Below are 23,880 nucleotides of genomic sequence, written 5' to 3'. Positions count from 1 at the left end.
CGACCTCGCGTTCGTCTACGTCGACGCCGGACCGCCGACGGCCCGTTCGGTCTCTATCGCGCCGTTCTCGACGCCCTCGTCGACGACCAGATCCCGACCCGCGGCGTCGGAACCGACCGACTCCGCTCACGGCTCACGCGCGAACTCGCCGGCGGCCGCGGCGTCCTCGTCGCCGTCGGTTGCCTCGCCGAGGCCGCGACACCTGACCTGGCGACCGTCGCCGAACACCTCTCATCGCTCGCCCGACTCTCGTGGGTGGCCGTCGGCCGAACCGAACCGGCTGCGGCCGGTGCGTCGCTCCCGACCGAGTGCACCGAGGTTCCGGCCTATCGCCAGCACGCGCTGACGGACGTGCTGACGAGTCGCGCGTCGACCGACCTGGCCGACCGGGCATCGAACACAGGGGAATCCACGAGGTCGCCGACTGGGCCGACGGCGACGCACACGACGCCCTCGCGGCGCTGTTCGGGGCCGCCGACCGCGCCGCCGCGGCCGGTCGGTCGCGCGTCCACACAGACGACATCGCCGCCGCCATCGGCAACGCGCCGCGCCCGGCCGCTGCGCTGGGACGGGCCATCGCACTCCCGGACAACCGCCAGCGCGTCCTCCGTGTCCTCATCCAGGTGAACGAGGGAACGCGTGCTTCTGTCGAGGCTGCGACCAACGCCATCACGGCCCGAGTCGACCTCTCGTCGGGACCGTCGAGCGGTTTCTCCACGAACTCGCCGAAACCGACATCCTCGAACGCGTCCGTAGCGACGCGTCGGGCAATTACGGCCGCCCGCCCAGCCGCGTCGAACCACGCTTTCCAACCGCCGGCTTCCGCTGCCTCTACGACCGCTGGGACAGTGACCGACTCCCCCCGAATTCGCCCCCGGTCACCAGTGCCGCCTGCGCCACCACTGGCGCAGGAGCTCATCTCCGAATTCGCCCCCGGTCACCAGTGCCGCCGGTCATCGCACTCGCAACTGCTCCCTTGACCACGATGTCGTCACCGTACTCCGTCAACCGGAGTTCCGGCACGTTCGAGACCACCAGTTCTGGCAGGCGCTCGCGGACGGGGTCTAACACCAGTTCGGGGTTGTTTAGCGCCACCGCACCGCCCACAGAAATCGTGATCGGCGCGTACGCGTGGACGAGCGTCGCGATACCGTGGCTGTTCCAGTGGGCCACCCGGTCCAGCACCCGGTCGGCCAGCGGGTCTACACCGGCCGCCTCGAACACCGCTGCCGCGTCGAACCCGTCGTCGTCGAGCGGGAGGGCCGTTTCGAGGTCTTCGCGACTGTGGACGGCCCGGGCGTACTCGGGGATGTTCTCGCCCGAGCAGAACGCCTCCCAGTGACCCGTGCCGCCACAGCCACAGGTGACGGGACCTTCGGAGTCTAACGCCACGTGGCCAACCTCACCGGCGTTGCCGTCCCACCCAGAGAGCAACTGGCCGTCGACACAGACACCGGCGCCGACCCCCGAGGAGACCGTCAGGTACACCATATCGTCGGGCGCGCGGTCGGCGTAGAATCGTTCGGCGAGGACGCCGGCGTTGGCGTCGTTGTGGAGGAACACGGCGTCGCTGTCGACGAGATTCCGGACAGGACCGACAAGTGGAATGCGGTCCGCGCCGGCGACGTTCACGGGGTTCTCGACCGCTCCGGCCGCCATGTCGAGGGGTCCGATCGACCCGATGCCGACGGCGTTGATGCGGGTCGTCGTCGTCCCCGCCGCCTCACAGGCCACCCGGAGCGAATCGAGGACGGCCTCCGTGACGGCGATTCCCCCATCGTTCTGGGGCGTCGACCGCCGACTCCGACCGAGAATCCGCCCCTCCACGTCCGTCACGACGGCCCGGAGGTTCGTCGCCCCGAGGTCGACTCCCGCGTACATTCTCTAATGAATCGTAGCCCGGCGCGCACTTAACACCGTCCGCTCGCCGAGGAACAGGAAGCGAGCGACGACTGCGCCGCACGGGGGCGTTCACTCCGCTCTGCCCGTGACCTGGTCCGCGTAGACCACACCCCGCTCGCCGTCCAGCGTCACGGCGACTCCCGCGTCCACGTCAGAGAGGTCGACGTCCGCGATAGTCGGCACACCCAACTCCCGGGCCACGATGGCGGCGTACCCCGTCACTCCTTCGTGAGCGGTGAGGATGCCGCCGACTGCCGAGAGGTCGCCATCGAACTCACCCTCGTAGTCGGCCGGCACTGCGATAATCGCACCCGCCGGCATCCCGGTGAGGGTGCCGTCTTCGACGTGGAAAACCGGGCCCGACACCACGCCGTCGACGACCGGGCGCCCCGATACGAGCGTCTCGGCGGCGACGTGGACTTTGAGGGTGTTGGCAGTGTCCAACCCGCCGAGTTCGGTCATCATGCCCGCGAGGACGACCACCGTTTCGCCCGGGCCGACGACGCCCGCGTCGATGGCCGATTGCACCGCGGTCTGGATCACTGCGTCGGCCCCGTTCTCGGTGTAACTGGTGTACTCGGGCTGGATGCCCCACGACAGCGAGAGTTGCCGACGGACCCGCTCGCTGGGCGTGGCGGCGACGATCGGCACGTCGGGACGGTACTTGGCGGCTTTCCGGGCGGTGTAGCCGGACTCGGACGCCGCGACGATAGCGCTGGCCCCGACGTCGCGGGCGAGAAACCGCGCCGACCGGGCGAGTGCGTCGGTCCGACTCTCGCCGGCCGGCGGCACGCGCTGTTCCCGGGACTCGGCGTACTCCTCCCTGCTCTCCACGTCCCGGACGATGCGGTCCATCGTCTCGACCACGGTCTCTGGGTGGTCGCCGATGGCGGTCTCGCCCGACAACATGACGGCGTCGGTGCCGTCGAGGACGGCGTTTGCCACGTCGGAGGCTTCCGCGCGGGTCGGCCGGCGCTCGTGAATCATCGAGTCGAGCATCTCCGTCGCGGTGATGACCGGTACGCCCGCGCGGTGGCACTGCCGGATCACTCGCTTCTGGATGAGTGGGACTTCCTCCATCGGACACTCGACACCGAGGTCGCCGCGGGCCACCATCACGCCCGCAGCCTCGTCGGCGATGGCGTCGACGTTCTCGACCGCGTCGGCGCGTTCGATCTTGGCGACCACTGGGATGTCGCCGCCTTCGTCGTCGATGGCCTCGGCGACCTCGTAGACGTCTGCCTCGCTCCGAACGAAACTGGCCGCGACGAGTTCTACGTCCTGTTCGACGGCGACGGCGATGTCGCGGCGGTCCTGCTCGGTGACGACCGGCAGACCCAGGTCGACGCCGGGGACGTTGACACCTCTGTTTCCGTCGAGGTCACCGCCGTCCTCGACGCGCGCGACGACCGACTCCCCGTCGCTCTCCGTGACCACCGTCTCGATTCGGCCGTCGTCGAGCAGCACCCGGTCTCCCGGCCGGGCGGCCGCGACGGACGCCGAGAGACCGACCTCTCCCGGTGTGGCCGTCTCGCCGACAGAGAAACGAACCGCCGACCCGGTCTCGATGCGGACCGCCTCCTCGACGGGGGCCGTCCGGATCTCCGGGCCAGCCAGGTCGTACATGACCGCGACTGGGGCGGACAGTTCGCCGCCTACGTCCCGGATTCGGTCGATGACACCGTGGCGGTCCGCGGGGGTGCCGTGACTCGCGTTCAGGCGAGACACGTCCATCCCCGCCTGCATCAACCCGCGCAGTTGCTCGCGCGAGTCCGAGGCGGGGCCGATAGTACAGACGATCTTTGCGTTGCGCATGGGTAGGCTCTGACCGGGCGGTCTCGTTCGCGATTCTCACCGCAGGCCGATAGGGCTGTGGAAGCGCGCACGCCGCTCACAGGACGAGCGACTCGCCGTGGTCCGCCCGTCGGACGTCGGACCACCAGTTTGCCGCTGCCGTGCCAGCACCGACCCGCGCGCGACTCACCGTGTGTCCAGAGTGGCCGCGCTGGCGGTCTCGCCACCGGCTGACCTGGCGCTACGAGCAGGGACGAGTCACCGCTTGATTCCGCCGGTCGCATCCGCGAGTGCCTGCTCGACGGCCTCCGCCGTGACGACGGCCGCGTCGCCTGGGACCGTCCGTTTCAACGCGGCTGTCGCCACGCCGTCGGCCAGCGCGTCCGGGACGGTCCCACCCTGGAGGCGACCGGCGAGGTATCCGCCCACGAAGGCATCGCCGGTTCCGACGGGGTGGGCGTCACCGGCTGGAATTGCCGGCTGTTCGTGGGTTTCCCCGTCGTGAACAGCGACCGCACCCTCGTCGCCGCGGGTCACGACGACCGTCTCGAACTCGTGGTCGGCCGCGAGTCGTTCGGCTGTCTCGGACGGTCCGCCCGCCAGTCCGAGGACTCGCTTCGCGTCCCGAGCGGCAACGACGAACAGATCGACGAACTCGAGGAGGTCGGTCACCGTCTCCCGGGCTGTCTCGGCGGACCAGAGCTTCGACCGATAGTTCAGGTCGAATACGGTCGTCGTGTCGGCCTCGCGAGCCAGTTCGAGTAGGTCGGCGGTCGTCGTCGAGAGCGTCGCCGAGAGCGCGGGCGTTATTCCGGTCGTGTGGAAGGCGTCGGCGCGCTCGATGCGGTCGGTCGGGAGTTCGCTGGCCGTCGCGGTCCGGACGGCCGTGCCCGTGCGGTCGTAGAGAACTCTCCGGCCTCGAGGCGGGTCGCCGCTCTCCAGGTAGTAGGTTCCCTGTCGCCCCTCTTCGGCGAGGACGACTGCGGGTTCGACGCCGTGCCGACGGAGCGCCCCCAGGACGCGACGCCCGGGTGGTGAGTCCGGGAGCTTCGAGAGCCAGGTCGACTCGACGCCGAGGCGCTGGGCCGCGACGGCGACGTTGCTCTCAGCCCCGGCGGCGCGGACCTCGAGGGTTCGGGCCGTCTCGACCGGCTCGTCGCCGGGCGGGGACAGGCGTAACATCGTCTCTCCGAAGGTGGCGAGTTCCGGCATGGACGCATCGTCGTCGGCCGTGAGCAAAAAGATGCGAGCCAACGGGTCCGCTGCTGGCCGGCCCGTAGCCGTCGCCCCTATGTAGCGTTACTGCCAGTCTTCGACTGCCACCGCGCCGTCGGACTGGAGCCAGGCGCGGTGGTTGTGCCGGTCGTAGATAATGAGTCCTCTGGCGGCGTCCAGTTCCACGAACTGTCCGGCAGCTACCGGCGCGTCCCGTTCTGCGTCCGCGTCGTCGACGGGTACTCGTGCCATGGTGGCTCCCCTTCGAATAAACGTAGACGCTGAACGTTGTTAACTGTTACCATATTACATGGTAAGTCGGTAAGCTGCGGGTAATCGCGGTGTTTCAGTTCCCGATACGCCCCGGTAGTGGGGTGAGGGTGGCAGCACAGCCTGCTGCCGGACCGCTACGAACTCCCGGCCGTCCACTGGTGACTCGTCGCCAGTGACACTCGGTGATACCGGTCGTGTCGTGCGTCTATCTCTCGCGCCCAAATCTTTATAATTCAGTGAAACGATTACCACGAACACCTGCGTACAATGACAACTGAAGCCACTTCCGAGAGGGTCACCGTCGACCTTCACGTTCGTTCACTCACACCTCGGGCCGGGCACGGCCGACAGGAGGTGGTGATTGAGCGGCTCGAACGGCTCGCGGACACCGGGCAAATCCACGAGTTCTCCGTTCAACTCTGGGGACGACAGGTCAGCCTCTCTACGGCTGCCGCGCGCACCGACGCGGGCCAGAACGTGCTGGACCGCGTCGAGCAGTTCCGCGACTGGGCCGCGGACACGGATCGTTCGATCAGTTCCTTCTTCGAGACGCGGCGAATCTCCTCAGAGATGACCGAAGAGAGTTACGTCGCCCTCGTACTGCCGATGTTCACGCTCGCGGAGTACCACGACGACGACTTGGCGTACGTCGCACCCTGCAGTGACGGCGACGGCGTCTGCACCGTGACCGACCGACTCGACACACTGGAGCACGAGAGCGTCGTCACCAAAACACTCGAAGCCGACGGCGATGGGCGACCGATTGCCGAGGAAGCCGAGGAGTAGTCAGGCCGGGGACCCCTCGTCAGGTGCTGGCACGAGGTGGTCGCGACCCCACTCACGCATCGCCGCTATGACGGGTGTGAGTTCCTCGCCCCGTTCGGTCAACGCGTACTCGACGCGGAACGGTTTCTCGCTGACAACCGAGCGCGTGACGATTCCGCGCTCCTCCAAGTCGTCTAAACTGTCCGACAGTACTTTGCTCGAAACGCCGTCGACCGCCTTCTTCAGCGCGTTGAATCCCAGCGGTCCCTTCTTGAGCAATCGGTCGACGATCACCGGATGCCACTTTTTGCCGATCAGCGAGGCCGTCGCGGTCACTGCACACCACTCCTCACCGGCACACCAGATTTCGATCGGGTCGTCGTCCATACGTCGTAGAAGAACGTCCATCGACATATAGTTACGTCCCGACACTTGGTTGTACTGAGTAACTATCAGGGACGTTCCTCACAGTTCACTCGGTGAGTCCGTCCCGACCCGCGCCGTTCTCAGAACTTGATATTTTACACCGCGATTTAACACACTGCCGGGTCAGTAAAATGGTATGTACGAGATACTGATGCCAATCGACACCGACACCGACCGCGCGCTCAGACAGGCCCGGGCGGTCGAAGACCTGCCCGGTGACCCCGACGGGGTTCACGTCACCGTGTTTCACTCTTTCACCGACAACCCCTCTGGCGCGTCGATTACGCAGTTGCAGGCGGCGAGACGAGTCGAATCACACCTCGAAGACGCCGGCTATTCGGTAACGCTCGACGAGCGTTCTGGAAACCCGGCCGACTCGATCCTCGACGTCGCCGCCGAGGACGACGTAGACCTCGTCTGCATCGGCGGTCGCAAACGGTCCCCCACGGGGAAAGTCCTGTTCGGGAGCGTCACCCAGAGCGTGTTGCTCGACGCCGACCGGTCGGTACTGGTCTGTCGACAGAACGTCGACACCTGAGGTGAGCGCCGTGACTACTTAAATAGCCAAGCGTTTCCGGGTAAAATTTAATTATGCAGGATGTATTACAGTTGATTGCCGGTGGGTGGGTGGTTCATCGCTTCCGATTCTCACCGGTGGGAGACATGCCCACGTCTCCCTCAACAGCCGTCCCGCAAGCACCACGTGCCAGCTTGCCGCGATGCCGTTCCTCAGGCGGCATCACGGCATCTTCTGACGCCCGAGTCACCGACCAGGTTGTCGGCCGATTTCGCGAAACGCTATCTCGAACCCCTCGAAGTTCGACAGCGAGTCCGCCATCTCCGCTTCGAGCCGTTCGGCCCGTTCCCGCAACGTCGTCACGTCGTCGTTCTCTTCGAGTTCCTGTGGCGTCTTCTCGGCCTCGAGCAGGGCTAGCTTCGAGGCGACCTCGTAGTACTCCGTGAGCCGGTCGTCGTAGGCGTCGGCGGCGAGCTGTTGGTTGACGGCTCCGACGAGGTCGTCGCTCTCGACTGGCTTACAGAGGTAGTCGTCGAACGGCATCTCGATGATGTCGAAGTCAGGGTCGACAGCGGTGATCATAATGACCCGACAGTCGAGTCCCCGGTCGCGAAGTTCTTCGAGGACCGCGTCACCCGAAACGTCGGGCATCCGACGGTCGAGCAACACCACGTCGACGTCTCCGTCGGCCTCTTCGAGCGCCTCCTGACCGCCGTAGGCGACTTGGACATCGTACTCACGCTCCAGTTTGAGCGCGTACACGTCGGCGACTTCCGTTTCGTCGTCAACAACAAGCACTGTTGCCGCCGCCGAGTCATTCCCCATACGAAGAACTATGCTACCGACGGCTTATAACTGTGCTCGACGGCCGTCACAGCTGACACCGAGTCAAAACCAAACCATTCAGGCCGCTCCAGCACTCGGCACATACATATGAGCGGCCACGAGACCGACGCAGCGACGGGCCCGTCAGAGAAAGCCAAGTTCGCACTGGTACTGAGCAGCGGCGTTGTTTTCCCGGGACTGGCCAACTACGCCCTCGGGACCGCTGGCTACAGTACGCTCGGCAGCCTAGTGTGGGTCTTCGGATACTTCGGGGCTGTCCTGCTCATCTGGTACATCTGGGTTCGCCCCCTCGACCTGACCGGTGCTGCGTGACTGCGGGCGCGTAACGGAAGTTTTTAGACCGCCACAAGGTCAGTTTTAGCCAACGATGCTCACGCTACCACTGCAGGTAATTGACAACTTCCTGCTCCAGTACAACGTCGGGCAGGCGCTCCTCGCGGTCTTTATTCTGTCTGCCTTGGCAGCGCTGCCGCTGAAGTCTCAGCGTGTCTACGCCATGCAGTTCCTGGGCTTCGGGTTGTTGTTCCTGCTAACCCCACAGAGCATGCTCGCGAAACCCCACTGGAAGTTCTTGGGCATCGCTCTGCTCGTGCTGGCGCCGATGGTGTACATGACTGCAAAGAAGTAATCAGTCGAGTTTTTCCAGTCCTGTAAAGAAATCGAGCGGCGGCCCTGCAATCCTGACGGGGTTGTCGGCCCGCGAGAGTGTGACTGTCTCCGGCGGCGTCACCGCCTCGCTCGTCCGCCCGTCCCCGACGACCACCGCGTTGTCTCCGTTCGCCACGGTCACTTCGATTTCGCTGTCGGCATCGACCACGAGCGGCGGCATCTCCGAATCGCCCGCCATCTCCGTGACGATCAGTCCGGACACGTCGGGGTGGACGACCGGACCGTCCTCGCTGAGATTGTACGCAGTGCTTCCCGTCGGCGTCGCGATCAACACGCCGTCAGCGTGGCCTTCGGTGTAAGTCGTGCCGTCGACCGTGACCTCAACTTCGACCCCTTGTCCGTGTCCGCGCTGTGGGCCGAGAACGGCGACCTCGTTGATTGCCGGTGGAATCGTCCAGTCGTCGCCCCGAGCCTGCAGTCGATGCATCGACCGGGTGTCGGCTCCGCCACCCTCGCGGAATCGCCGGACGACGTCGTCGACCGTCGAGACGGCCTCGTCGGGCGACACCGCGTTCAGAAACCCTACCTCGCCGAGATTAACGCCCATGATGGGCGTCGCGCCCGCGCCCCGGACGGTAAAGAGGAAGGTGCCGTCGCCACCGATGCTGACCACCAAGTCACAGCCGTCCATCGTATCGACTGCGACGCCCCCGACGTCGGGATCGAGTTGCGCGGCAGTCGTCTCGTCGACGACTGTCGGTACGCCCATGTCGCTGAGGTGCGTCCGAATCTCGTTGGCCAGCGCGGCGGCGCGGGGGTTGTCCCGTTGGGCGACGATGCCGACGTTCATCCGTTTCGAGGTTGGCAACGAGCCAATATAAACCGGGCGGACCCGACCCGGCCGGTGTGAGCGTATCGGCCGGTGAATACCGGGTAACATTAATCACGCAGCATACCCAGAACCGAACATGGCCACCCGTCGGTCAGTGAGGGTCCCGCATGAGTGAGAACGACGACTGGTTCGAGAGCGCCGTCGACGAAGACGACGCCGACTCCAAAACCACTGACGACGGGAACGACGACACGTCCACCGACGAAGGCTCCCCTTTCGGTAACGAAGCCGACAACCCATTCGGTACTGCGAACGAGGGCGACGATTCGCCCTTCGGCGACGAGAGCGACAGTCCCTTTGAGCGCGGGGACGATGCCGGCAGCTTCGACGAGGAACACGGCGACGGGGGCGAGAGCCCGTTCAGTGCCGAGAGCGGCGATGGCGCCGCGTTCGGTGACGCCGAGAGCGACGACCCGGGTAGCGAGGGACCATTCGGCGGTGGTGGCGATGGCGGCGATGATCCGTTCGGCGGTAGCGGTGAGGGCGGCGACGACGACCTGTTCGACGACGACTTCGCCTCGGCGTTTGGCTCGGCCGGTGACGGTGGTGGCGGCGGTGGCGGCAGTGAGTTCGACGAGGAGGATTTCGAGTCCGATATCCCCCGCCTCGACGTGGGCATCCAGGGACTCGACGACATGATCCAGGGTGGGATTCCGCGTCGCCATCTCACCGTCACCATCGGCTCGGCAGGGACCGGGAAGACTACGTTCGGCCTCCAGTTTCTCCACCACGGCCTGGAAAAAGACGACACCGAGAAGGCGGTGTTCATTACACTCGAACAGAGCCACGACGGCATCATGGCGACTGCCGACGAGCGCGACTGGAACTTCGAACAGTACGAGGCGGAGGGCGAGCTCGCCATCATCGACCTTGACCCGGTCGAGATGGCGAACAGCCTCCAGAACATCCAAGCCGAACTTCCCGAACTCATCACGGACTTCGGTGCCGACCGTCTCGTGCTGGACTCGGTGTCGCTTCTGGAGATGATGTACGACAACCAAGCCAAACGCCGGACGCAGGTGTTCGACTTCACCCGCTCGCTGAAAGAGGCCGGCGTCACCACGATGCTCACCTCCGAAGCCAGCGAGTCTCACAAGTACGCCTCCCGCCACGGCATCATCGAGTACCTGACCGACGCCGTTTTTCACCTGCGGTACGTCCGCCAGGAGACCCGCGAGACCCGCATGGCCGTCGAGATTCAGAAAATCCGCAACGCCAACCACTCCCGAGAGACCAAACCGTACGAGATTACCGGTGACGGAATCTCGGTGTACCAGCAGGCCAACATTTTCTGACGAGCTTTTCGTACTTCCTTCGCGCCCCACAGGGGCGCTCGGTCAGGCAACAATCGGCTCGCTCTCCCGCTCACGGGCCATTCCTCCCCACTCGCGCATTTCGGGTCGTTTACCGCGCGACGGTGACTGGAACCGTCGCGTTCCGCACGACGTTCTCCGCGACGCTGCCCAGCAGGATTCGGGTGACACCCGAGCGCCCGTGGCTCCCCATCACGATGCGGTCGATGTCGTGTTCCTCGGCGTACTCGACGATGGCGCGAGCGGGCTTACCGACGACTGTGTCCGTCTCGACGACCACACCGGGCTTTCTCTGCACCTCGAACTCCTCGAACAGTTCCTCGGCGTCCTCCTTGGCGTGTTCGTACCACTCCTCCGAGGCGGCCGGGAACGACGTACTGGCGCTGTACCCCGCTTCGGCCGGATTGATGACGTGCAACAACACGAACTCTGCCTCGGGGTGTTCCCGTATGGCGAAGTCAGAGGCCTCCCAGGACTGCTCGGAGCCGTCGACGGGGACCAGTATTCGCTTTCCCATGTTATTAATTACCACTCTTGGGATTTGAAAGTTCCCGCCGCGAGTCTGCCGCCCACTCGTGTCACCTGACAAGATAGAGAAACGCCCTCTGTGCGAAGCCGGCACGTACGCCGCCGCGCCGACCAGTCCGGAGACGGCAGCGACGGCCCTGCGACGACAGACCGGCGGACGCTGCCAGCAGCCGACACTCCGTCTCTCAATCGGTGACCGTATCGAAGCACTGAGGGCCAAATCCGCCCGAGCGGTCGACAACGGGCGAAGGGCCGAGAGAGGCATCCGGCACGGACGGCTGATCAGTCCCGGCCGTGTTTGGTCACACACACGGGGAGACCGATCAACTCGACGGGTTCTGAGTTGTCCGGCGAGTAGACGACCATCTGGCCCTTCTCCATGTACGGCACCTTGGCTTCCAGATTGGCGGGGATGTTCACCGCGGAGATTGCGTCCTCGTCGCCGAGATTGAGCACCACGGTAGTGTTGATCTGCTTGAAGACGGGTTCGGCGATGTCCTGTGGGTCCTGGGTGATGAGAAACAGGCCGAGTCGTTCCTTGCGGCCCTGCTTGGCGGCCTCGGTGAACTTCCCGATTACCTTCCGGGCCTGCACGCTGTCGGCGTCGGTCAGGAAGTTGTGGGCCTCGTCCATCCCGACGACCAGCGGTGTCTCCTTGATCCGGTCGTAGTGGGGGTCGTTCGAGAGCTTCTGGTCGACCAGGAGACTCGACAGCGCCAGCACGACGGTCTCGGTCGCTCGTCGGTCGTTGACGTGGTAGGTCGGAACCACCGTCAGCCCGCCGGGGCGGACGAAGTCAGTGACCAGTTCGGTGATCGGCCGGGCGTCCTGGTCGAACACGTCGCCGAACCCGCGCACCCGGCGGCGCACCGCGTCGAAGGTCGCCTCGTGGACGCGCCCACTCTCGTCGAGTTCCTCTTTCAGCGCGGGGTCGTCGAGGAACGAGACGAACTGCTGGTACTGCCCGTCGGCCCCGTAATCGTCAAAAAAGCGCGTCAGGAGGTATCGCAGGCCCGAATACTGGTTGTCGTTGAGGCCCCCGCCCGACACCAGCCAGGGGTTGCCCCGCACCATCGAGAAGGGGATGGTGAAGGCCACCTGCTCGGCGCGGTGGTGGTCGGCGGCGTAGCTCGCCCCGCCGACTTTTGGGACGAACGCGACGGTGTCGTCGTGGCCGCCGTAGGCGACCCCTTCCCCCTCCAGCCGTCGCCGGCCGTCGTCGTCGAGATTGGGATTGTCGTCGTGCATCTGCGCGTACTCGTCCTGGGGGTCGAACTGGACGACTGCGGCCTGCACCTCGCGGTCCTCGCCGGACTCGACGGGATAGGTCCGCTCCGCGTCGAGGTACTGCCTGAGGATGTTCTTCGAGCCGTGAGTCTTCCCGGACCCGGTCCCCCCGGCGACGAGCGTGTGGCGGAAGACGAGCGGATCGCCGGCGTCGTAGTCGTCTTTTAGTCGGTAGTCGATGGTCGGTGGCTCGGCCGCGGTCCGGACGCGTTCACCACCTACTGCGAGGTGGCCCAGGAACACGCCATCCTCGGGCATCTTCAGGCCGGTCTTGATCTCCGATTTGTCGGTCGCGGGCCGCACCACCGTCTCGGGTTTTGGCACCCGGTCGGTCATGCGGCGTTTCAATTCGCCGCCGTCCGACGGCTCGTCGCCGCTCGACTGACCCGGTGGGCCTCGCGCCACTCCCTCCTCGAAGAGAACGGCCACCGGTTCCAGCGTGGCCATGAACTTGAAATCCTGTTCGTCGATGCCGCGCTGGCGCATCGCTCGCCGGGCGTGAATCTCGGTGGCGTCGTCGGTGCGGAACTCCTGGGCGTACTCCAGTGCGGTGATCCGGCAGAACAACCGCTCACCGTCCGGGTAGGGGACGAGCAGATACTTTCCGATCCGAACGGACGAGCGGTTCGCGACGGTGACGTAGGCGCGGAGGTTGGTGTCGTCCGGGTCCTCGCTGATCGTCAACCCCTCCGACGCTGAGAGCACGCCGATGCCCCGGTCTTTCCCTGCGGGCGACACGTCGACCGTCTCGAACTCGAGCGACTCGTCGGCCGGTTCCCCCTCGTCGGCCATCGGCTCCGTCGCGGTTGTCCCGTCGGCGGCCGCCCCCTCGGCGACCACTCCGTCGTCGCCACTCGCAGACGTCTCGTCCGCGCCGCCCTCGTAGTCGGTGAAATCGCCCAGATCAGACATACCAGCCATATCGGACTGGCGGGTCAAACGCGTTTCCCCCGACTGCGGGGTCGGGCCGGTCACAGCGACGCGGCCTTTTTGCCCGCCGGTCGCGTACTCGTATCTATGTTACTCGTTCGAGGTTCCGCCGGGGGAACCAACCTGACCGGGACGCTGTACGAGCGCGGCGAGTCCCCGCCGTCGTTCAAGGGTGCGCCCGACGGGGACGCCCCCTACGTCTGGGTCTGTGACGCCTTCTACGAGGTCGAGAGCGGCGGCCAGTCGACCACCATTGGCGGCCGCGACCTCAACGTCGCTTTCGAGTCGCCGATGCCCCACGGCTTCGAGACCCGCGAGCGCGCCATCGAGGCCGCCGAGGAACACGTCCGTACCCAGTTCGCCCGCGTCGGCGTCGACAAAGAGGCGGTCGAGGTCGAAGTCACGAAGACCGAAGCCGAGACTCACTAGAACTCCGCGCCCTCCCAGCGCACGTCGTCGTACTCGCGCTGGCGGTCGCTCGAAAACGTCTCCTCGAGCTGGCGCTGGAGCGCCGCCTTCTCCTGTCGACTGATGCGCGCCAGTTCGTCGGCCTTCTCGACGGCGAGCGGCGGCCCAGTCTGTGCGGCTACGTCCCCGACGACCTGCATGGCCAGGTCCTCGCGCAGGCCGGGGTCCTCGGTGAACGCGTAGGGGGCTTCGACCCGATAGATCAGCTCCTCTCGGGGGTCGTAGATGACGAAGAAGGTGACCTCGTAGGCCTCGGGGTCGAGTTCCTTCGTCAACTCGAGGTCGAGCGAGCTCTCGACGGAGAGCGGGCAGTCCGCGCCGGCCCGGGAGACGAACCAGTTGGTGAAGGTGAGCACGTCGGTGTCGGTGTCGCCGTCGCCGTCGGTCCGGCGGAGAATCTGCTCGAACAGGGCGGCGTCGTTGACCCACGGTGCCGCGGACTTCCGGCGCACCGTTCTGGTAATCGCCTTCGAGGCCGTACTCTTGACGAAGCCGACGAGGGGGACGTCGCGGGTGACGAACTGCTCGACGAGGTCGACGTATTGCTGCACTACGTCGCGGGGGCGTTCGTCCTCGACGAGCAACTCCGCGAGCGTGGGGTCCTGGTCGGTCCACTTCAGGAGCCCGGTCGGGTAGATCGGCCCGTCCAGGACGAGGAGGTCCGAGACGACCTCGGCGTTGAGAGTGGCGTGTTTGCTCTCGGCCAGGTAGAGCGCCAAGGCGTGGACGACGGTCTGCTCGAACCGATCGACGCGGGGGGCCTGGAGGATGCGCCCGCGACCGTAGCCCCGGTCGAACAGGCTCCAGTCGTCCTCCGTCACGTCGACGGTGCCGTCGTTCGAGTGGACGGTGCTGACGATGGTGCGACCACGATGCAGGTCCAGATCGGACGGGACGGCGGCCATCGCGGCCTGCGCCACGTCGATGACGAGCCCGTTTTTGAACGTCGTGGGGTTGATGGTTCCCGAGTCGAGGCCGTGCTGAGTGGGGAACGGGGACTCCATCAGTGCCGCGTCCTCGGCGTCGACCAACCGACAGCGCTGGTCACCGAGCGGTTCGAGGATCGGTGTCCCCTCGTCGTAGAGGGGGTCGAGGAACTCGGTCCAGACGGTGCCCGCGAGGTCCCGGTGGTCGCTGGTGTCGACGCCGCTCTCGATGCGGTCGGCGAGCTTGGCGATTCCGTCGAAATGCACCGGGTCGAGGGTCATTACCCGGTCGAAAGAATGGGGGCGACAAAAGTGTCCGGGGCCGAACCGGACGCCGCCTCCGGGTCGACCGCCATCTCACTCGTCACGGCCGGTTTTCTCGTCCAGAATCTCCTTGATCGCGGTGACGTAGGAGTTGAAATCCCGGATTGTCGCGCCGTCAGTGGTGAGGAACACACCGTCACGGTCGCTGGTCACACGCAGGAGGAAGCCGTTCTCGAAGACGCGAATGGTGTAGCGGTACTCGCCCAGTTCGGTGCCCTGGTACGCGTCGGTCGTGTTCTTGAAGCCCCGCCACTCGTGACCGATGAAACTGTCCAGGTCGGCGTCGCGTTCGAGGTCATCGCGGAGATACAGTTGCTCGAAGTTCGAGCGCGTAAAGTAGGTCAACGAGCGGAGGCTGTCGCCCGCTGCCGTCCGTGCGGTCGTCACCAACTTATCGGCGAAGGCCTCGTCCACGATGGTCGTCTCCATGGGTTAGCTCTGGCCGTCTGGTTATATAATCTCGGTGGTCTCGTACACTGCTGCCGTGGTCCGAGACACGTCGTGTCCCGTCCGGTTTCTCCGTTACCGCCCCGATAGGAGTGGACCGGCGCCCGCGTCCCCGACCGCGTCGAGCCCCCGACCACGGTCAAGAACGTTGTGCCTGTCGAGCGAACCTGTCGTCCTCTACTGTTATACCAATCCGACGTGGACGTTTCGAGAGTACAGTTCGGCCTCGAAACCGCGCGAACGTCGTCCGAAACCGGCCCGACCCCGTCCGGACGGCGGGGTAGCGGCCGAGTCGAAGGGTAATTACGTCGCCCCCGACACCCCCCGCGTATGCAGGTGGGTCTGGTCATCCTCGACGGTTGGGGACTCAATTCCGACGAGTCGGTCCGGGATGCGGTTCGTGCCGCCGACACGCCGAACGTCGACCGTTTTCGCGAACGGGGGGCATCGACCACTCTGAAGACACACGGCCGCCGAGTGGGGCTGCCCGAAGGGCAGATGGGCAACAGCGAGGTCGGCCACCTCACCATCGGTGCCGGCCGCGTCGTCAAGCAGGAGACGACTCGGATCGCCGACGACATCGCCGACGACGAGTTGGGTAGAAACGAGGCGCTTGGCTCGGCGCTCGACTACGCCCGTGACCACGACGGCCGCGTCCACTTCGTGGGGCTGGTCAGCGACGGCGGCGTTCACTCCGCTCAGTCCCATCTGCATGCGCTGATCGATATCGCCGCCGAACGGAATGTGGAGACCGTCACGCACGCGTTCACGGACGGCCGGGACACCGCGCCCACGAGCGGTGCGGCGTCCCTCCGGTCGCTGTCGGCCCACGCCGAGGAGCGTGGGACCGGCCACGTTGCGACCGTCACAGGCCGATACTACGCGATGGACCGGGACCGGAACTGGGAGCGGACGAGGAAGGCCTACGACGCCATCGTGAACCGCGAGGCCGAGCACCGCGCCGAAACTGCGGTCGACGCTGTCACCGCCTCCTACGACCGGAACACCACCGACGAGTTCGTCGAGCCGACGCTGGTCGAGGGCGGTCCCGCCCGCTCCGACGGCGACACCGACGGGCAACGCGCGGCGAGCGGCCGTCCCGCGCTGCGAGACGGTGACTCGGTCGTGTTCTTCAATTTTCGCTCCGACCGGGCCCGCCAACTCACCCGGATGCTGGCCGACATCGATTCGGACTGGGACTTCGCGACCGACCCGCCGGAGACGCGACTGGTCACGATGACGGAGTACGACAGGACCTACGACCTGCCCGTCGCGTACCCACCCACCCAGCCCAGGGACGTGCTGGGCGAGGTCCTCGCGGACACCGGCCACACTCAGTTGCGAATCGCGGAGACCGAAAAGTACGCCCACGTCACCTACTTCCTCAACGGCGGCCGCGAGGTGGAGTTCCCCGGCGAAGTTCGCGAAATTGTCCAGAGTCCGGACGTGCCCACCTACGACCAGCGACCCGAGATGAGCGCGCCGGCCGTGACCGACACGGCGACGACCCGCATAGAATCCGAGGACCCCGACGCGCTGGTCCTCAACTACGCGAACCCGGATATGGTGGGCCACACCGGCGACTTCGACGCCGCCGTCGCGGCCGTCGAGGCAGTCGACGACGAGGTCGGTCGGCTGGTCGAGGCCGTGCAGGCCGCAGGCGCTGACGTGCTGGTGACCGCCGACCACGGCAACGCCGACGACCTCGGTACGGTCGAGACCCCTCACACCGCCCACACGCTCAATTCAGTCCCCTTCGTCTATCTCGATGCGACCGGCGGAGACGGCGGTCGGACGGCCAGAGACGGCGGCACGCTCGCGGACGTGGCACCGACGCTGCTGTCACTCGCGGATATCGAACGACCCGACGCGATGACCGGTGAATCACTGCTCGAGTGATTACTCGCCGGCGGCTGGCAGTTGCTCGGGCACGGCCGCCGAAACAAGTCGGTAGCTCGCGACCGCACCTAACAGCGCGAGCGTCGCGGCCAGCGCGGTCGAACCCGAGACGAACATCCCAATGAAAACCAGGGGGGCGCTCCCCGCGAGAGCGACGCCGGCTGGGATGGGGTCGACCCCAACCGTCCGCCGCTCACCCGCGTCGCGCGGGATCGCGTCCGGAGCGAGCAGTAGCGGAACCAGAAGGAAGATACCGGCGGCGGTCACGACTCCTGCGAGCAGCCCCGGGAACGGGTCCGGGAACACGACGTATCCGACGACGCCGAGGCTCCCACCGGCCGTGACGGCGAGGGCGAACCGTATCGCTACGACCCCGAAGCCAGGGGCACTCGTCTCGTCTGTCACGTCCGCACAGAGCGGGCCGGGCCACTTAACCGACCGGAAGCGGATCGGTCGGACTGCCTACCGACGAAGCGTCCCGGACACGCCGACGAGGAGTCAATCGGGGCCAGCGCGCGACCCCAACCGGTCACGCTCCAGTCTGCTCACAGGTCCTGTCAGACGACAGTAAGTTGTATACGACGGGAGCCCTTAGAAAGGTCAATATGAGTCCTTTCGGTTCTCTCGATCTCGACGACGACGACCGGATGTCGATCTATCGGTACATCGAACGTCACGGGGTCGTCGACACGAGCGAGGCCGCCGAATACGTCGGTATCGACCCCGAAACCTTCCGGCACCACGTGTCGATCCTGAAGCGGGACGGCTACCTCCGCGAGGAGGGCGGGAAACTCCGGATCGAGCTTGCGGAGGGCGAGCGCGAGGAACACGAGACGGCGGGTCTGAACTATCTTATTCGGCCGGCCCGGCAGGAGGACACCTCGGGACTGCTCGGCGTCGTCCGCGAAATCGCAGACAGCAGGAAACACATCGTCGCCGAGAGCGTCGCCGAGCAGATCGAGTACGAGGACGCCCTGCTCCGGCACAACGTCGGTGAAACGCGCGTGTTTTTCGTGGCGACCGTCGAGGACGAAGTCGTCGGCTGGTGTCAGGTCGAGGTCCCACGGCTGGCGAAACTCGCTCACACCGCCGAGATTACTGTCGGCGTCCTCGTCGAGTACCGCCGGTACAGCATCGGGAGCCACCTGCTTCAGCGCGGCATGGAGTGGGCCCGTGCCAACGGCTCTCGGCGCGTGTACAACTCCCTGCCCGAGACCAACGACCTCGCCGTCTCCTTTCTCCAGGAGAACGGCTGGCGCATCGAGGCCGTCCGGGACGACCACTTCGAGATCGACGGCGAACCGGTCGACGAGATTATGCTCGCGGCCGACCTCGGCGGCCCTCATCCCGTCCGGAACGAGTAATCTAGCGTGTCCGCCGAGTGTGTCAGACTCCCCATCGAGATGACGTCCACGCCCGTCGCCGCGTAGTCAGGCACGTCCTCGACACCGATCTCGCCCGAGGCCTCCGCTAGCGTCTCGTCGTCGTGTTCGCGGAGGTTCGCTACCGCAGTCGCGGTCTCCTCGGGGGGCATGTTGTCGAGCAGAACGACGTCCGCGCCGGCTTCGGCGGCTACCGGGGCTTCGTCCGGTCGTTCGACCTCGACTTCTACCTTCGTGGCGAAGGACGCCCGCTCGCGGAACTGTTCGACGGCTCCCGTCAGTCCCATCTCGGCGATGTGGTTGTCCTTGACCATCACCATGTGGGAGAGGTCCAGCCGGTGAGTGTCGCCGCCGCCGGCGACGACTGCGCGCTTCTCGATTCCGCGCAGCCCGGGTGTCGTCTTCCGGGTTGCTGCGACGGCGACCCCGTCACTGACCTCACGGGCAGCGGTCACCGCCCGACGGGTCTTCGTCGCGACCCCGGAAGCGTGACCCGCGAGATTGACGGCGACACGTTCGCCGCGCAACATCTCACGTGCGGGACCCGCCACGCGCAACACCGTCCCGCCGGCTTCGACGCGGTCACTGGCCTCGGCGGTCCGCTCGGCCCGCACGCCCAGATAGTCGAAGACGGCACAGGCGGCGTCCAGGCCGGCGACGACGCCCGGCTCTTTGGCGACGAGACGGCCCGTGGTCTCGCCGGGAACGTCGTTGGTCACGTCGTGGTGACCCAGGTCCTCCCGGAGCCAGTTTTCGACCTTCGAGTCGGGAATCATCAGTCGTCCGCTCGTGGCTCCGGCGTCCTGTCGCCGCCGTCGGGACTCGTCTCGACCAGGTGGTGACAGCCGACAGACTCCTCGTTCTCGGCGGCCTGGCGGGCGATCAACAGCGCAGTGATGCTGGCCGCCCGGAGTTCGTACAGCGACCGCGAAGTTCGGGTGCGGGTGTACGCGTCGACCTCACCCTTCAATCGGCGGAGAACCGACATCGCGCGTCCCAAGTCGTCGGCGTCGCGTTCCAACCCGACGTACTCGTCCATTACGCGCCGGAGTCGGTGGAACTTCTCCTCGGCGAACCGTTCGGGGAGTTCCGGGTCCCGCTCCAGCAACTCCGGTGCTTCGATCACGTCTATTTCCTTCCCGGCGGCGTCCTCGCCGGCGCGCAGGCCCCAGACGAGCCCCTCCAGCAGCGAGGTGGAGGCGAGCCGGTTCGCGCCGTGGACACCCGTGCGGGCACACTCCCCGACGGCGTAAAGCCGGTCGAGACTGGTTCGGCCGTGTTCGTCCACGCTGACCCCGCCACAGAGGAAGTGCTCGGCCGGCGCGACCGGGATGCCGTCCGCCCAGTCGACGTCGTGGTCCTCGCACTTCTCGACGAGGCCGGGGAACTCGCCGGCGAAGTCCAGTGGCGACACGTCCAGCAGAACCTCTCCGGTGGCGTCGCGTTCCGTCTTCACTGCGCGTGCGACTACGTCGCGGGGCGCGAGTTCGGCGTCCTCGTGGTAGTCGAACATGAACCGTTCGCCGTCCCCGTTTCGGAGGACTGCGCCCTCACCGCGGACGGCCTCGCTGACGAGGAACGGACTGCCGTCGTCCACACACACCGTAGGGTGGAACTGGACGTACTCCATGTCGGTCACGTCCGCACCCGCGAGCGCAGCCATGGCGACGCCGTCGCCCGTCGAACCGGCGGGATTGGTCGAGTGCGGGTAGAGGTCGCCGATGCCGCCTGTCGCCAACACTACCGCGCCCGCGTACGTGGGTTCGAAATCACCACCCGACTCCAGTACCGCGCCGTGGACCCGCCCTTCGTGGCGGATCAGTTCGAGCGCGGCGGTGTCGTCCCGAACCGTCACGTCGTCGTGGTCTTCGAGGTAGTTCAGGAAGGGGATGTGAATATGCCTGCCCGTCGAGGCGTCGACGTGGAGGATACGATCCTCGGAGTGGGCGGCCTCGCGGCCGAAGTCGAAGTCACCGTCGGACGACTCGGGGGCCGCCTCGCCGTCGGTGTCGAACGACACGTCGAGCGTCGACAGCAACACGTCCTCGACAGCCTCGTTGGCGTCCTCAACCAGCGCGCTCACGGCGTCGGGGTCGGCCGTGTCGCTGGAGGCCTCCAGGATGTCGGCTTCGAACTGCTCGGGGTCGTCACGAGCGATGGCGATGCCGCCCTGTGCCCACCACGAGGAGGCTCCCTCAGGGCGGGTGGCCTTCGTCGCGACCGTCACGTCTGCCCCCTCGCGGGCCGCGGCGAGGGCGCTGGCCAGGCCGGCGATGCCGGAACCGATCACGAGTACGTCGGTTTCGTTGTGGTCTGTCATGTCGATGTTCCAGATTAGATCTCCAGCATCCGGTCGAGTGCGACCTGTGCGAGTTCCTTCTCCTCGGGCGCCACTTCGATGACGTTGCGCTCGCGACCTTCGAGCAGTTCCTCCAGCACCCACGTCAGGTAGTTCGGGTCGATCTGACGCATGGCGTTGCAGTCCATACAGGCGTCGCCACAGAGGGGCAGGACCTCCACCTCCGGATGCCAGCGGTCGAGGTGTTTGGCGAGGTGGATTTCCGTCCCGATAGCCCAGGTGTCGCCGGGCTCGGCGTCCTCGACGGTCTCACAGATCGTGGAGGTGGAGCCGACCACGTCAGCGGCCTCGACGACCTCGCGGCGACACTCGGGGTGAACGACGACGTTCGCGTCCGGACGCTCCTCACGGAGGTCCTCGATGTGGCTCGCGCGGAACCGCTCGTGGACCTGGCAGTAGCCGTCCCAGAGGATGATGTCGTTCTCGGCGGCCGCGCTGGCCTCCTTGCCCTCTGGGTCCCACGGGTCCCACTCGACGATTTCGTCTTCCATGCCGAGCCTGTGTGCCGTGTTCTCTCCGAGGTGTTTGTCGGGGAGGAACAGAACCTTATCACCCTTCTCGAAGGCGTACTCGAAGGCCTTGTGGGCGTTCGAGGAGGTACAGACCAGCCCGCCCTGCTCGGCACAGAAGGCCTTCAGGTCGGCGTAGCTGTTCATGTACGTGATGGGGATGATGTCGTCGTCGGTCTCGGCGGTAATCTCCGCCCAGGCGGCGTCGACCTGCAGCGCCTCGGCCATCCCGGCCATCGGACAGGACGCCTCCATGCTCGGGAGGATTACCGACTGGTCGTCGTCAGTGATGATGTCCGCGGACTCGGCCATGAACGTCACGCCGCCGAAGATCACGTAATCGGCATCGGCGTTGGCGGCCTCTTTGCTCAACTGGTAGGAGTCGCCGACGAAGTCGGCGTGCTTGACAATCTCGCGGCGCTGGTAGTTGTGTCCCAGGATGACGACGTCGTCACCCAGTTCCGACAGGGCAGCCTCGATGCGCTCCGTGCGCTCGTCCTCGTCGAGGTCCCGGTACGCCGGCGGGAGCTGTTCCAGGTTGTCGTACTTAAATAAACTCAGGTCCGTCTCGAACTGCGCTGTTTCCATTTCAGGCACGTAAACCACCGATTGGTGTTGCACATCCTACGGTATCCGGTATTGAAAAGATTTTGCCTTCAATATGGGGTACCGGTGGTATTTCATGCAGATTTTGCCGGCGTCCCTGGCGCGAGTGGTGTGTTTCGCGACTCAGCGTTCGTCGTAGACCACGTCACCGTCGACCACTGTCATCGCCACGTCGATGTCGGCGATGGCCTCGTCGGTCACGTCCCACGGTGAGGTGTCCAGCACGGTGAAGTCGGCCCGCTTGCCTGCTTCGACCGTTCCCAGTCGGCCCTCGTCGAAACCCGCGCGTGCCCCACCGCGGGTGTACGCTCGGACGGCTTCGGTCACCGAGAGCCGCTGCCCCTCTGTGGGGGCGGTGACGGCCTGCTGTATTCCGAACAGTGGACCGAGGGGCATACAGTCGCTCCCGAACGCGAGGTCTACGCCAGCGTCCAGCAGGTCTCGAAACCGGTCGCACGTCCGCGCCCGCTCGGGCCCGAGACGGGACTCGTACAACCCGCCCGCACGAGCCCACTTCAGGAAGTTCGGCTGGGCCGACACCACGAGCCCCGAGTCGGCCAGCCGCTCGATTGCGTCGTCGGTGAGGAGTTCCGCGTGTTCGACCCGGTGCCGGGCCGTCGCGTCGCGGTCCTCGAACGCGTCGAGGACGGCCGAAATGGCCGCGTCCCCGATGGCGTGGACGGCCGCCTGGAACTCGCCGTCGACGCGCTCGGCGAACGCGCGGAGGTCGTCGGGCGCGGTGTCCCACTGACCGGTGGCGTCCCCGTTCGCGTCACTCCCTTCGGCGTCGGCGTAGGGGTCGTCGAGCCTGGCCGTCCGGCCGCCGAAACTCCCGTCGGCGAAGGCCTTGATCGCCCCCATGCGAACGCGCTCACCCCCGTGATTCGTCGCGAGTCCCGCGGTCTCGACGCCGTCGAGCAGGTCGTGCTGGTAGTTCAGCCTCACGCGCAGGTCCAGGTCGCCAGCGCGGTCGAGGTCGCGGTACGCGCGGGCGACAGCGGGTCGCGCGACCATATCGTGGACGCCGGTGACACCGCGTTCCAGCGCGCACTCCTGCCCGGCCAGGAGGCGGTCGCGAGTCCCCGCACGGTCCGGTTCGACGGCGTCGGACACTGCCGTTACCGCGTCCTCGACGACGACGCCAGTCGAGCCGCCGTCGTCGGTCCGCACGTCCCCGGCCGGGAGGGTGAGTCGGTCCAGCGCGACGCCGTTGAGCGAGGCGACGTGCAGGTCCTCCCGGAACGCCGCGACCGGCCGCTCGTCGCTGACCGCGTCCAGTTCGTCGCGGGAGAGGTACTGACCGTCCCAGGTGCTCTCGTCGTAGCCGAAGCCGAGGATCCACTCCTCGTGCGCGCCGGCCGCGTCGGCCAGTCGGGCGATGCAGCACTCCGGGTCGGCAGCGTCCCGCAGGTCGGCGTGGCGCGCGTACCGTCCGACCAGCGGCAGGTGCGTGTGGGCGTCGACGAACCCGGGCAGGAGGACGCGCCCGTCGAGGTCGACCACGTCGGTTTCGATGCCGACGAGAAACTCGATTTCTGACGCCTGGCCGACGCGAACGACGCCACCGCCCCGGACTGCGACGGCGCCGGCTGGCGCGCCCGTCAACGTGCGAACGGTCCCGTTGGTAAAGACTCGATCTGCGGCGGCTGTCACGTGCATTACC

General features: G+C 66.3%; 25 protein-coding genes. 8 read left to right on the top strand and 17 right to left on the bottom strand.

Annotated elements, in window-relative coordinates:
• Positions 1 to 326: 326 nt before the first annotated feature.
• The 5 genes from Q0964_RS08520 to Q0964_RS08500 all read right to left on the bottom strand — a co-directional run bounded on the left by Q0964_RS08520 (position 327) and on the right by Q0964_RS08500 (position 5,163).
• On the bottom strand, positions 327 to 512 hold the full coding sequence (locus Q0964_RS08520; RefSeq protein ID WP_299265970.1) for a hypothetical protein: 186 nt from the start codon (positions 510 to 512) through the stop codon (positions 327 to 329).
• A gap of 403 nt (positions 513 to 915) precedes the next feature.
• Complete coding sequence (locus Q0964_RS08515; RefSeq protein ID WP_299265967.1) at positions 916 to 1,881, bottom strand: ROK family protein; 966 nt, start codon at positions 1,879 to 1,881, stop codon at positions 916 to 918.
• A gap of 90 nt (positions 1,882 to 1,971) precedes the next feature.
• Complete coding sequence (pyk, locus tag Q0964_RS08510; RefSeq protein ID WP_299265965.1) at positions 1,972 to 3,717, bottom strand: pyruvate kinase; 1,746 nt, start codon at positions 3,715 to 3,717, stop codon at positions 1,972 to 1,974.
• Between the two features lie 237 nt (positions 3,718 to 3,954).
• The gene (gene kdgK1, locus Q0964_RS08505) at positions 3,955 to 4,908 is read right to left on the bottom strand and encodes a bifunctional 2-dehydro-3-deoxygluconokinase/2-dehydro-3-deoxygalactonokinase (protein WP_299265962.1); all 954 of its coding nucleotides are present in this window, start codon (positions 4,906 to 4,908) and stop codon (positions 3,955 to 3,957) included.
• Positions 4,909 to 4,995: 87 nt separating this feature from the next.
• On the bottom strand, positions 4,996 to 5,163 hold the full coding sequence (locus Q0964_RS08500; protein ID WP_299265959.1) for a DUF7331 family protein: 168 nt from the start codon (positions 5,161 to 5,163) through the stop codon (positions 4,996 to 4,998).
• Positions 5,164 to 5,451: 288 nt separating this feature from the next.
• Here Q0964_RS08500 and Q0964_RS08495 point away from each other — a divergent pair, with 288 nt between their 5' ends.
• Positions 5,452 to 5,970, top strand: a complete 519-nt coding sequence (locus Q0964_RS08495; protein WP_299265956.1) for an HTH domain-containing protein — start codon at positions 5,452 to 5,454, stop codon at positions 5,968 to 5,970.
• On the opposite strand, the gene Q0964_RS08490 is transcribed toward Q0964_RS08495, so the two are convergent.
• On the bottom strand, positions 5,971 to 6,336 hold the full coding sequence (locus Q0964_RS08490) for a winged helix-turn-helix transcriptional regulator (RefSeq protein ID WP_299265953.1): 366 nt from the start codon (positions 6,334 to 6,336) through the stop codon (positions 5,971 to 5,973). It lies immediately after the preceding gene.
• Between the two features lie 175 nt (positions 6,337 to 6,511).
• Here Q0964_RS08490 and Q0964_RS08485 point away from each other — a divergent pair, with 175 nt between their 5' ends.
• Positions 6,512 to 6,913: a universal stress protein gene (locus tag Q0964_RS08485; protein ID WP_299265951.1), complete on the top strand. Its 402-nt coding sequence runs from the start codon at positions 6,512 to 6,514 to the stop codon at positions 6,911 to 6,913.
• A 225-nt stretch (positions 6,914 to 7,138) separates the two neighbouring features.
• Here Q0964_RS08485 and Q0964_RS08480 read toward each other — a convergent pair whose 3' ends face one another.
• Complete coding sequence (locus Q0964_RS08480) at positions 7,139 to 7,717, bottom strand: response regulator (RefSeq protein WP_299265948.1); 579 nt, start codon at positions 7,715 to 7,717, stop codon at positions 7,139 to 7,141.
• A 108-nt stretch (positions 7,718 to 7,825) separates the two neighbouring features.
• Here Q0964_RS08480 and Q0964_RS08475 point away from each other — a divergent pair, with 108 nt between their 5' ends.
• Both Q0964_RS08475 and Q0964_RS08470 read left to right on the top strand, forming a co-directional pair.
• Positions 7,826 to 8,050, top strand: a complete 225-nt coding sequence (locus Q0964_RS08475; RefSeq protein WP_299265946.1) for a DUF7996 family protein — start codon at positions 7,826 to 7,828, stop codon at positions 8,048 to 8,050.
• A gap of 55 nt (positions 8,051 to 8,105) precedes the next feature.
• The gene (locus tag Q0964_RS08470) at positions 8,106 to 8,366 is read left to right on the top strand and encodes a DUF8006 family protein (RefSeq protein ID WP_299265944.1); all 261 of its coding nucleotides are present in this window, start codon (positions 8,106 to 8,108) and stop codon (positions 8,364 to 8,366) included.
• Here Q0964_RS08470 and Q0964_RS08465 read toward each other — a convergent pair whose 3' ends face one another.
• Entirely contained in the window at positions 8,367 to 9,197 is an 831-nt protein-coding gene (locus tag Q0964_RS08465; RefSeq protein ID WP_299265941.1) for an NAD(+)/NADH kinase, read from the bottom strand.
• 149 nt (positions 9,198 to 9,346) lie between these two features.
• Here Q0964_RS08465 and Q0964_RS08460 point away from each other — a divergent pair, with 149 nt between their 5' ends.
• Positions 9,347 to 10,534: a KaiC domain-containing protein gene (locus tag Q0964_RS08460; RefSeq protein WP_299265939.1), complete on the top strand. Its 1,188-nt coding sequence runs from the start codon at positions 9,347 to 9,349 to the stop codon at positions 10,532 to 10,534.
• Positions 10,535 to 10,643: 109 nt separating this feature from the next.
• Here the strand turns inward: Q0964_RS08460 and Q0964_RS08455 are convergent, their stop codons facing one another.
• Positions 10,644 to 11,069 carry a universal stress protein gene (locus tag Q0964_RS08455; RefSeq protein ID WP_299265937.1) on the bottom strand — a complete coding sequence of 142 codons (426 nt, stop codon included), beginning with the start codon at positions 11,067 to 11,069 and terminating at the stop codon, positions 10,644 to 10,646.
• Positions 11,070 to 11,362: 293 nt separating this feature from the next.
• Positions 11,363 to 13,279 (bottom strand): ATP-binding protein, encoded by a 1,917-nt coding sequence (locus Q0964_RS08450; RefSeq protein WP_299265934.1) that lies wholly within the window; start codon positions 13,277 to 13,279, stop codon positions 11,363 to 11,365.
• A 105-nt stretch (positions 13,280 to 13,384) separates the two neighbouring features.
• Between Q0964_RS08450 and Q0964_RS08445 the strand changes: the two genes are divergently transcribed.
• A complete protein-coding gene (locus tag Q0964_RS08445; RefSeq protein WP_299265930.1) occupies positions 13,385 to 13,726 on the top strand; it encodes a DUF7113 family protein in 342 nt (113 codons plus the stop codon).
• Here Q0964_RS08445 and Q0964_RS08440 read toward each other — a convergent pair.
• Positions 13,723 to 14,973, bottom strand: a complete 1,251-nt coding sequence (locus tag Q0964_RS08440; RefSeq protein ID WP_299265928.1) for a DNA double-strand break repair nuclease NurA — start codon at positions 14,971 to 14,973, stop codon at positions 13,723 to 13,725. The genes Q0964_RS08445 and Q0964_RS08440 overlap by 4 nt on opposite strands.
• 75 nt (positions 14,974 to 15,048) lie before the next feature.
• A complete protein-coding gene (locus Q0964_RS08435; RefSeq protein WP_299265925.1) occupies positions 15,049 to 15,444 on the bottom strand; it encodes a DUF7522 family protein in 396 nt (131 codons plus the stop codon).
• Between the two features lie 348 nt (positions 15,445 to 15,792).
• Here Q0964_RS08435 and gpmI point away from each other — a divergent pair, with 348 nt between their 5' ends.
• A complete protein-coding gene (gene gpmI, locus Q0964_RS08430) occupies positions 15,793 to 17,361 on the top strand; it encodes a 2,3-bisphosphoglycerate-independent phosphoglycerate mutase (protein WP_299265922.1) in 1,569 nt (522 codons plus the stop codon).
• On the opposite strand, the gene Q0964_RS08425 is transcribed toward gpmI, so the two are convergent.
• Positions 17,362 to 17,766 (bottom strand): hypothetical protein, encoded by a 405-nt coding sequence (locus Q0964_RS08425; RefSeq protein ID WP_299265920.1) that lies wholly within the window; start codon positions 17,764 to 17,766, stop codon positions 17,362 to 17,364. It abuts the gene before it with no gap.
• A 200-nt stretch (positions 17,767 to 17,966) separates the two neighbouring features.
• On the opposite strand from Q0964_RS08425, the gene Q0964_RS08420 reads away from it, so the two are divergent.
• Positions 17,967 to 18,725 (top strand): GNAT family N-acetyltransferase, encoded by a 759-nt coding sequence (locus Q0964_RS08420; protein ID WP_299265917.1) that lies wholly within the window; start codon positions 17,967 to 17,969, stop codon positions 18,723 to 18,725.
• Here the strand turns inward: Q0964_RS08420 and nadC are convergent.
• The 4 genes from nadC to Q0964_RS08400 form a co-directional block, all read right to left on the bottom strand.
• Positions 18,704 to 19,519 (bottom strand): carboxylating nicotinate-nucleotide diphosphorylase, encoded by an 816-nt coding sequence (nadC, locus tag Q0964_RS08415; protein WP_299265914.1) that lies wholly within the window; start codon positions 19,517 to 19,519, stop codon positions 18,704 to 18,706. The genes Q0964_RS08420 and nadC overlap by 22 nt on opposite strands.
• The gene (locus Q0964_RS08410) at positions 19,519 to 21,063 is read right to left on the bottom strand and encodes an L-aspartate oxidase (RefSeq protein WP_299265911.1); all 1,545 of its coding nucleotides are present in this window, start codon (positions 21,061 to 21,063) and stop codon (positions 19,519 to 19,521) included. Before Q0964_RS08410 ends, nadC begins: the two co-directional genes overlap by 1 nt.
• Positions 21,064 to 21,077: 14 nt before the next feature.
• On the bottom strand, positions 21,078 to 22,199 hold the full coding sequence (nadA, locus tag Q0964_RS08405) for a quinolinate synthase NadA (protein WP_299265908.1): 1,122 nt from the start codon (positions 22,197 to 22,199) through the stop codon (positions 21,078 to 21,080).
• 141 nt (positions 22,200 to 22,340) lie between these two features.
• Positions 22,341 to 23,870: an amidohydrolase gene (locus tag Q0964_RS08400; RefSeq protein WP_349254449.1), complete on the bottom strand. Its 1,530-nt coding sequence runs from the start codon at positions 23,868 to 23,870 to the stop codon at positions 22,341 to 22,343.
• Positions 23,871 to 23,880 lie beyond the last annotated feature (10 nt).

Origin of the sequence: Halorientalis sp., assembly GCF_028275115.1 — an archaeon.
Classification (GTDB): Archaea; Halobacteriota; Halobacteria; order Halobacteriales; family Haloarculaceae; genus Halorientalis.
Note: the sequence above shows the minus strand (reverse complement) of the source record. Positions and strands in the feature narration are given on the sequence as shown.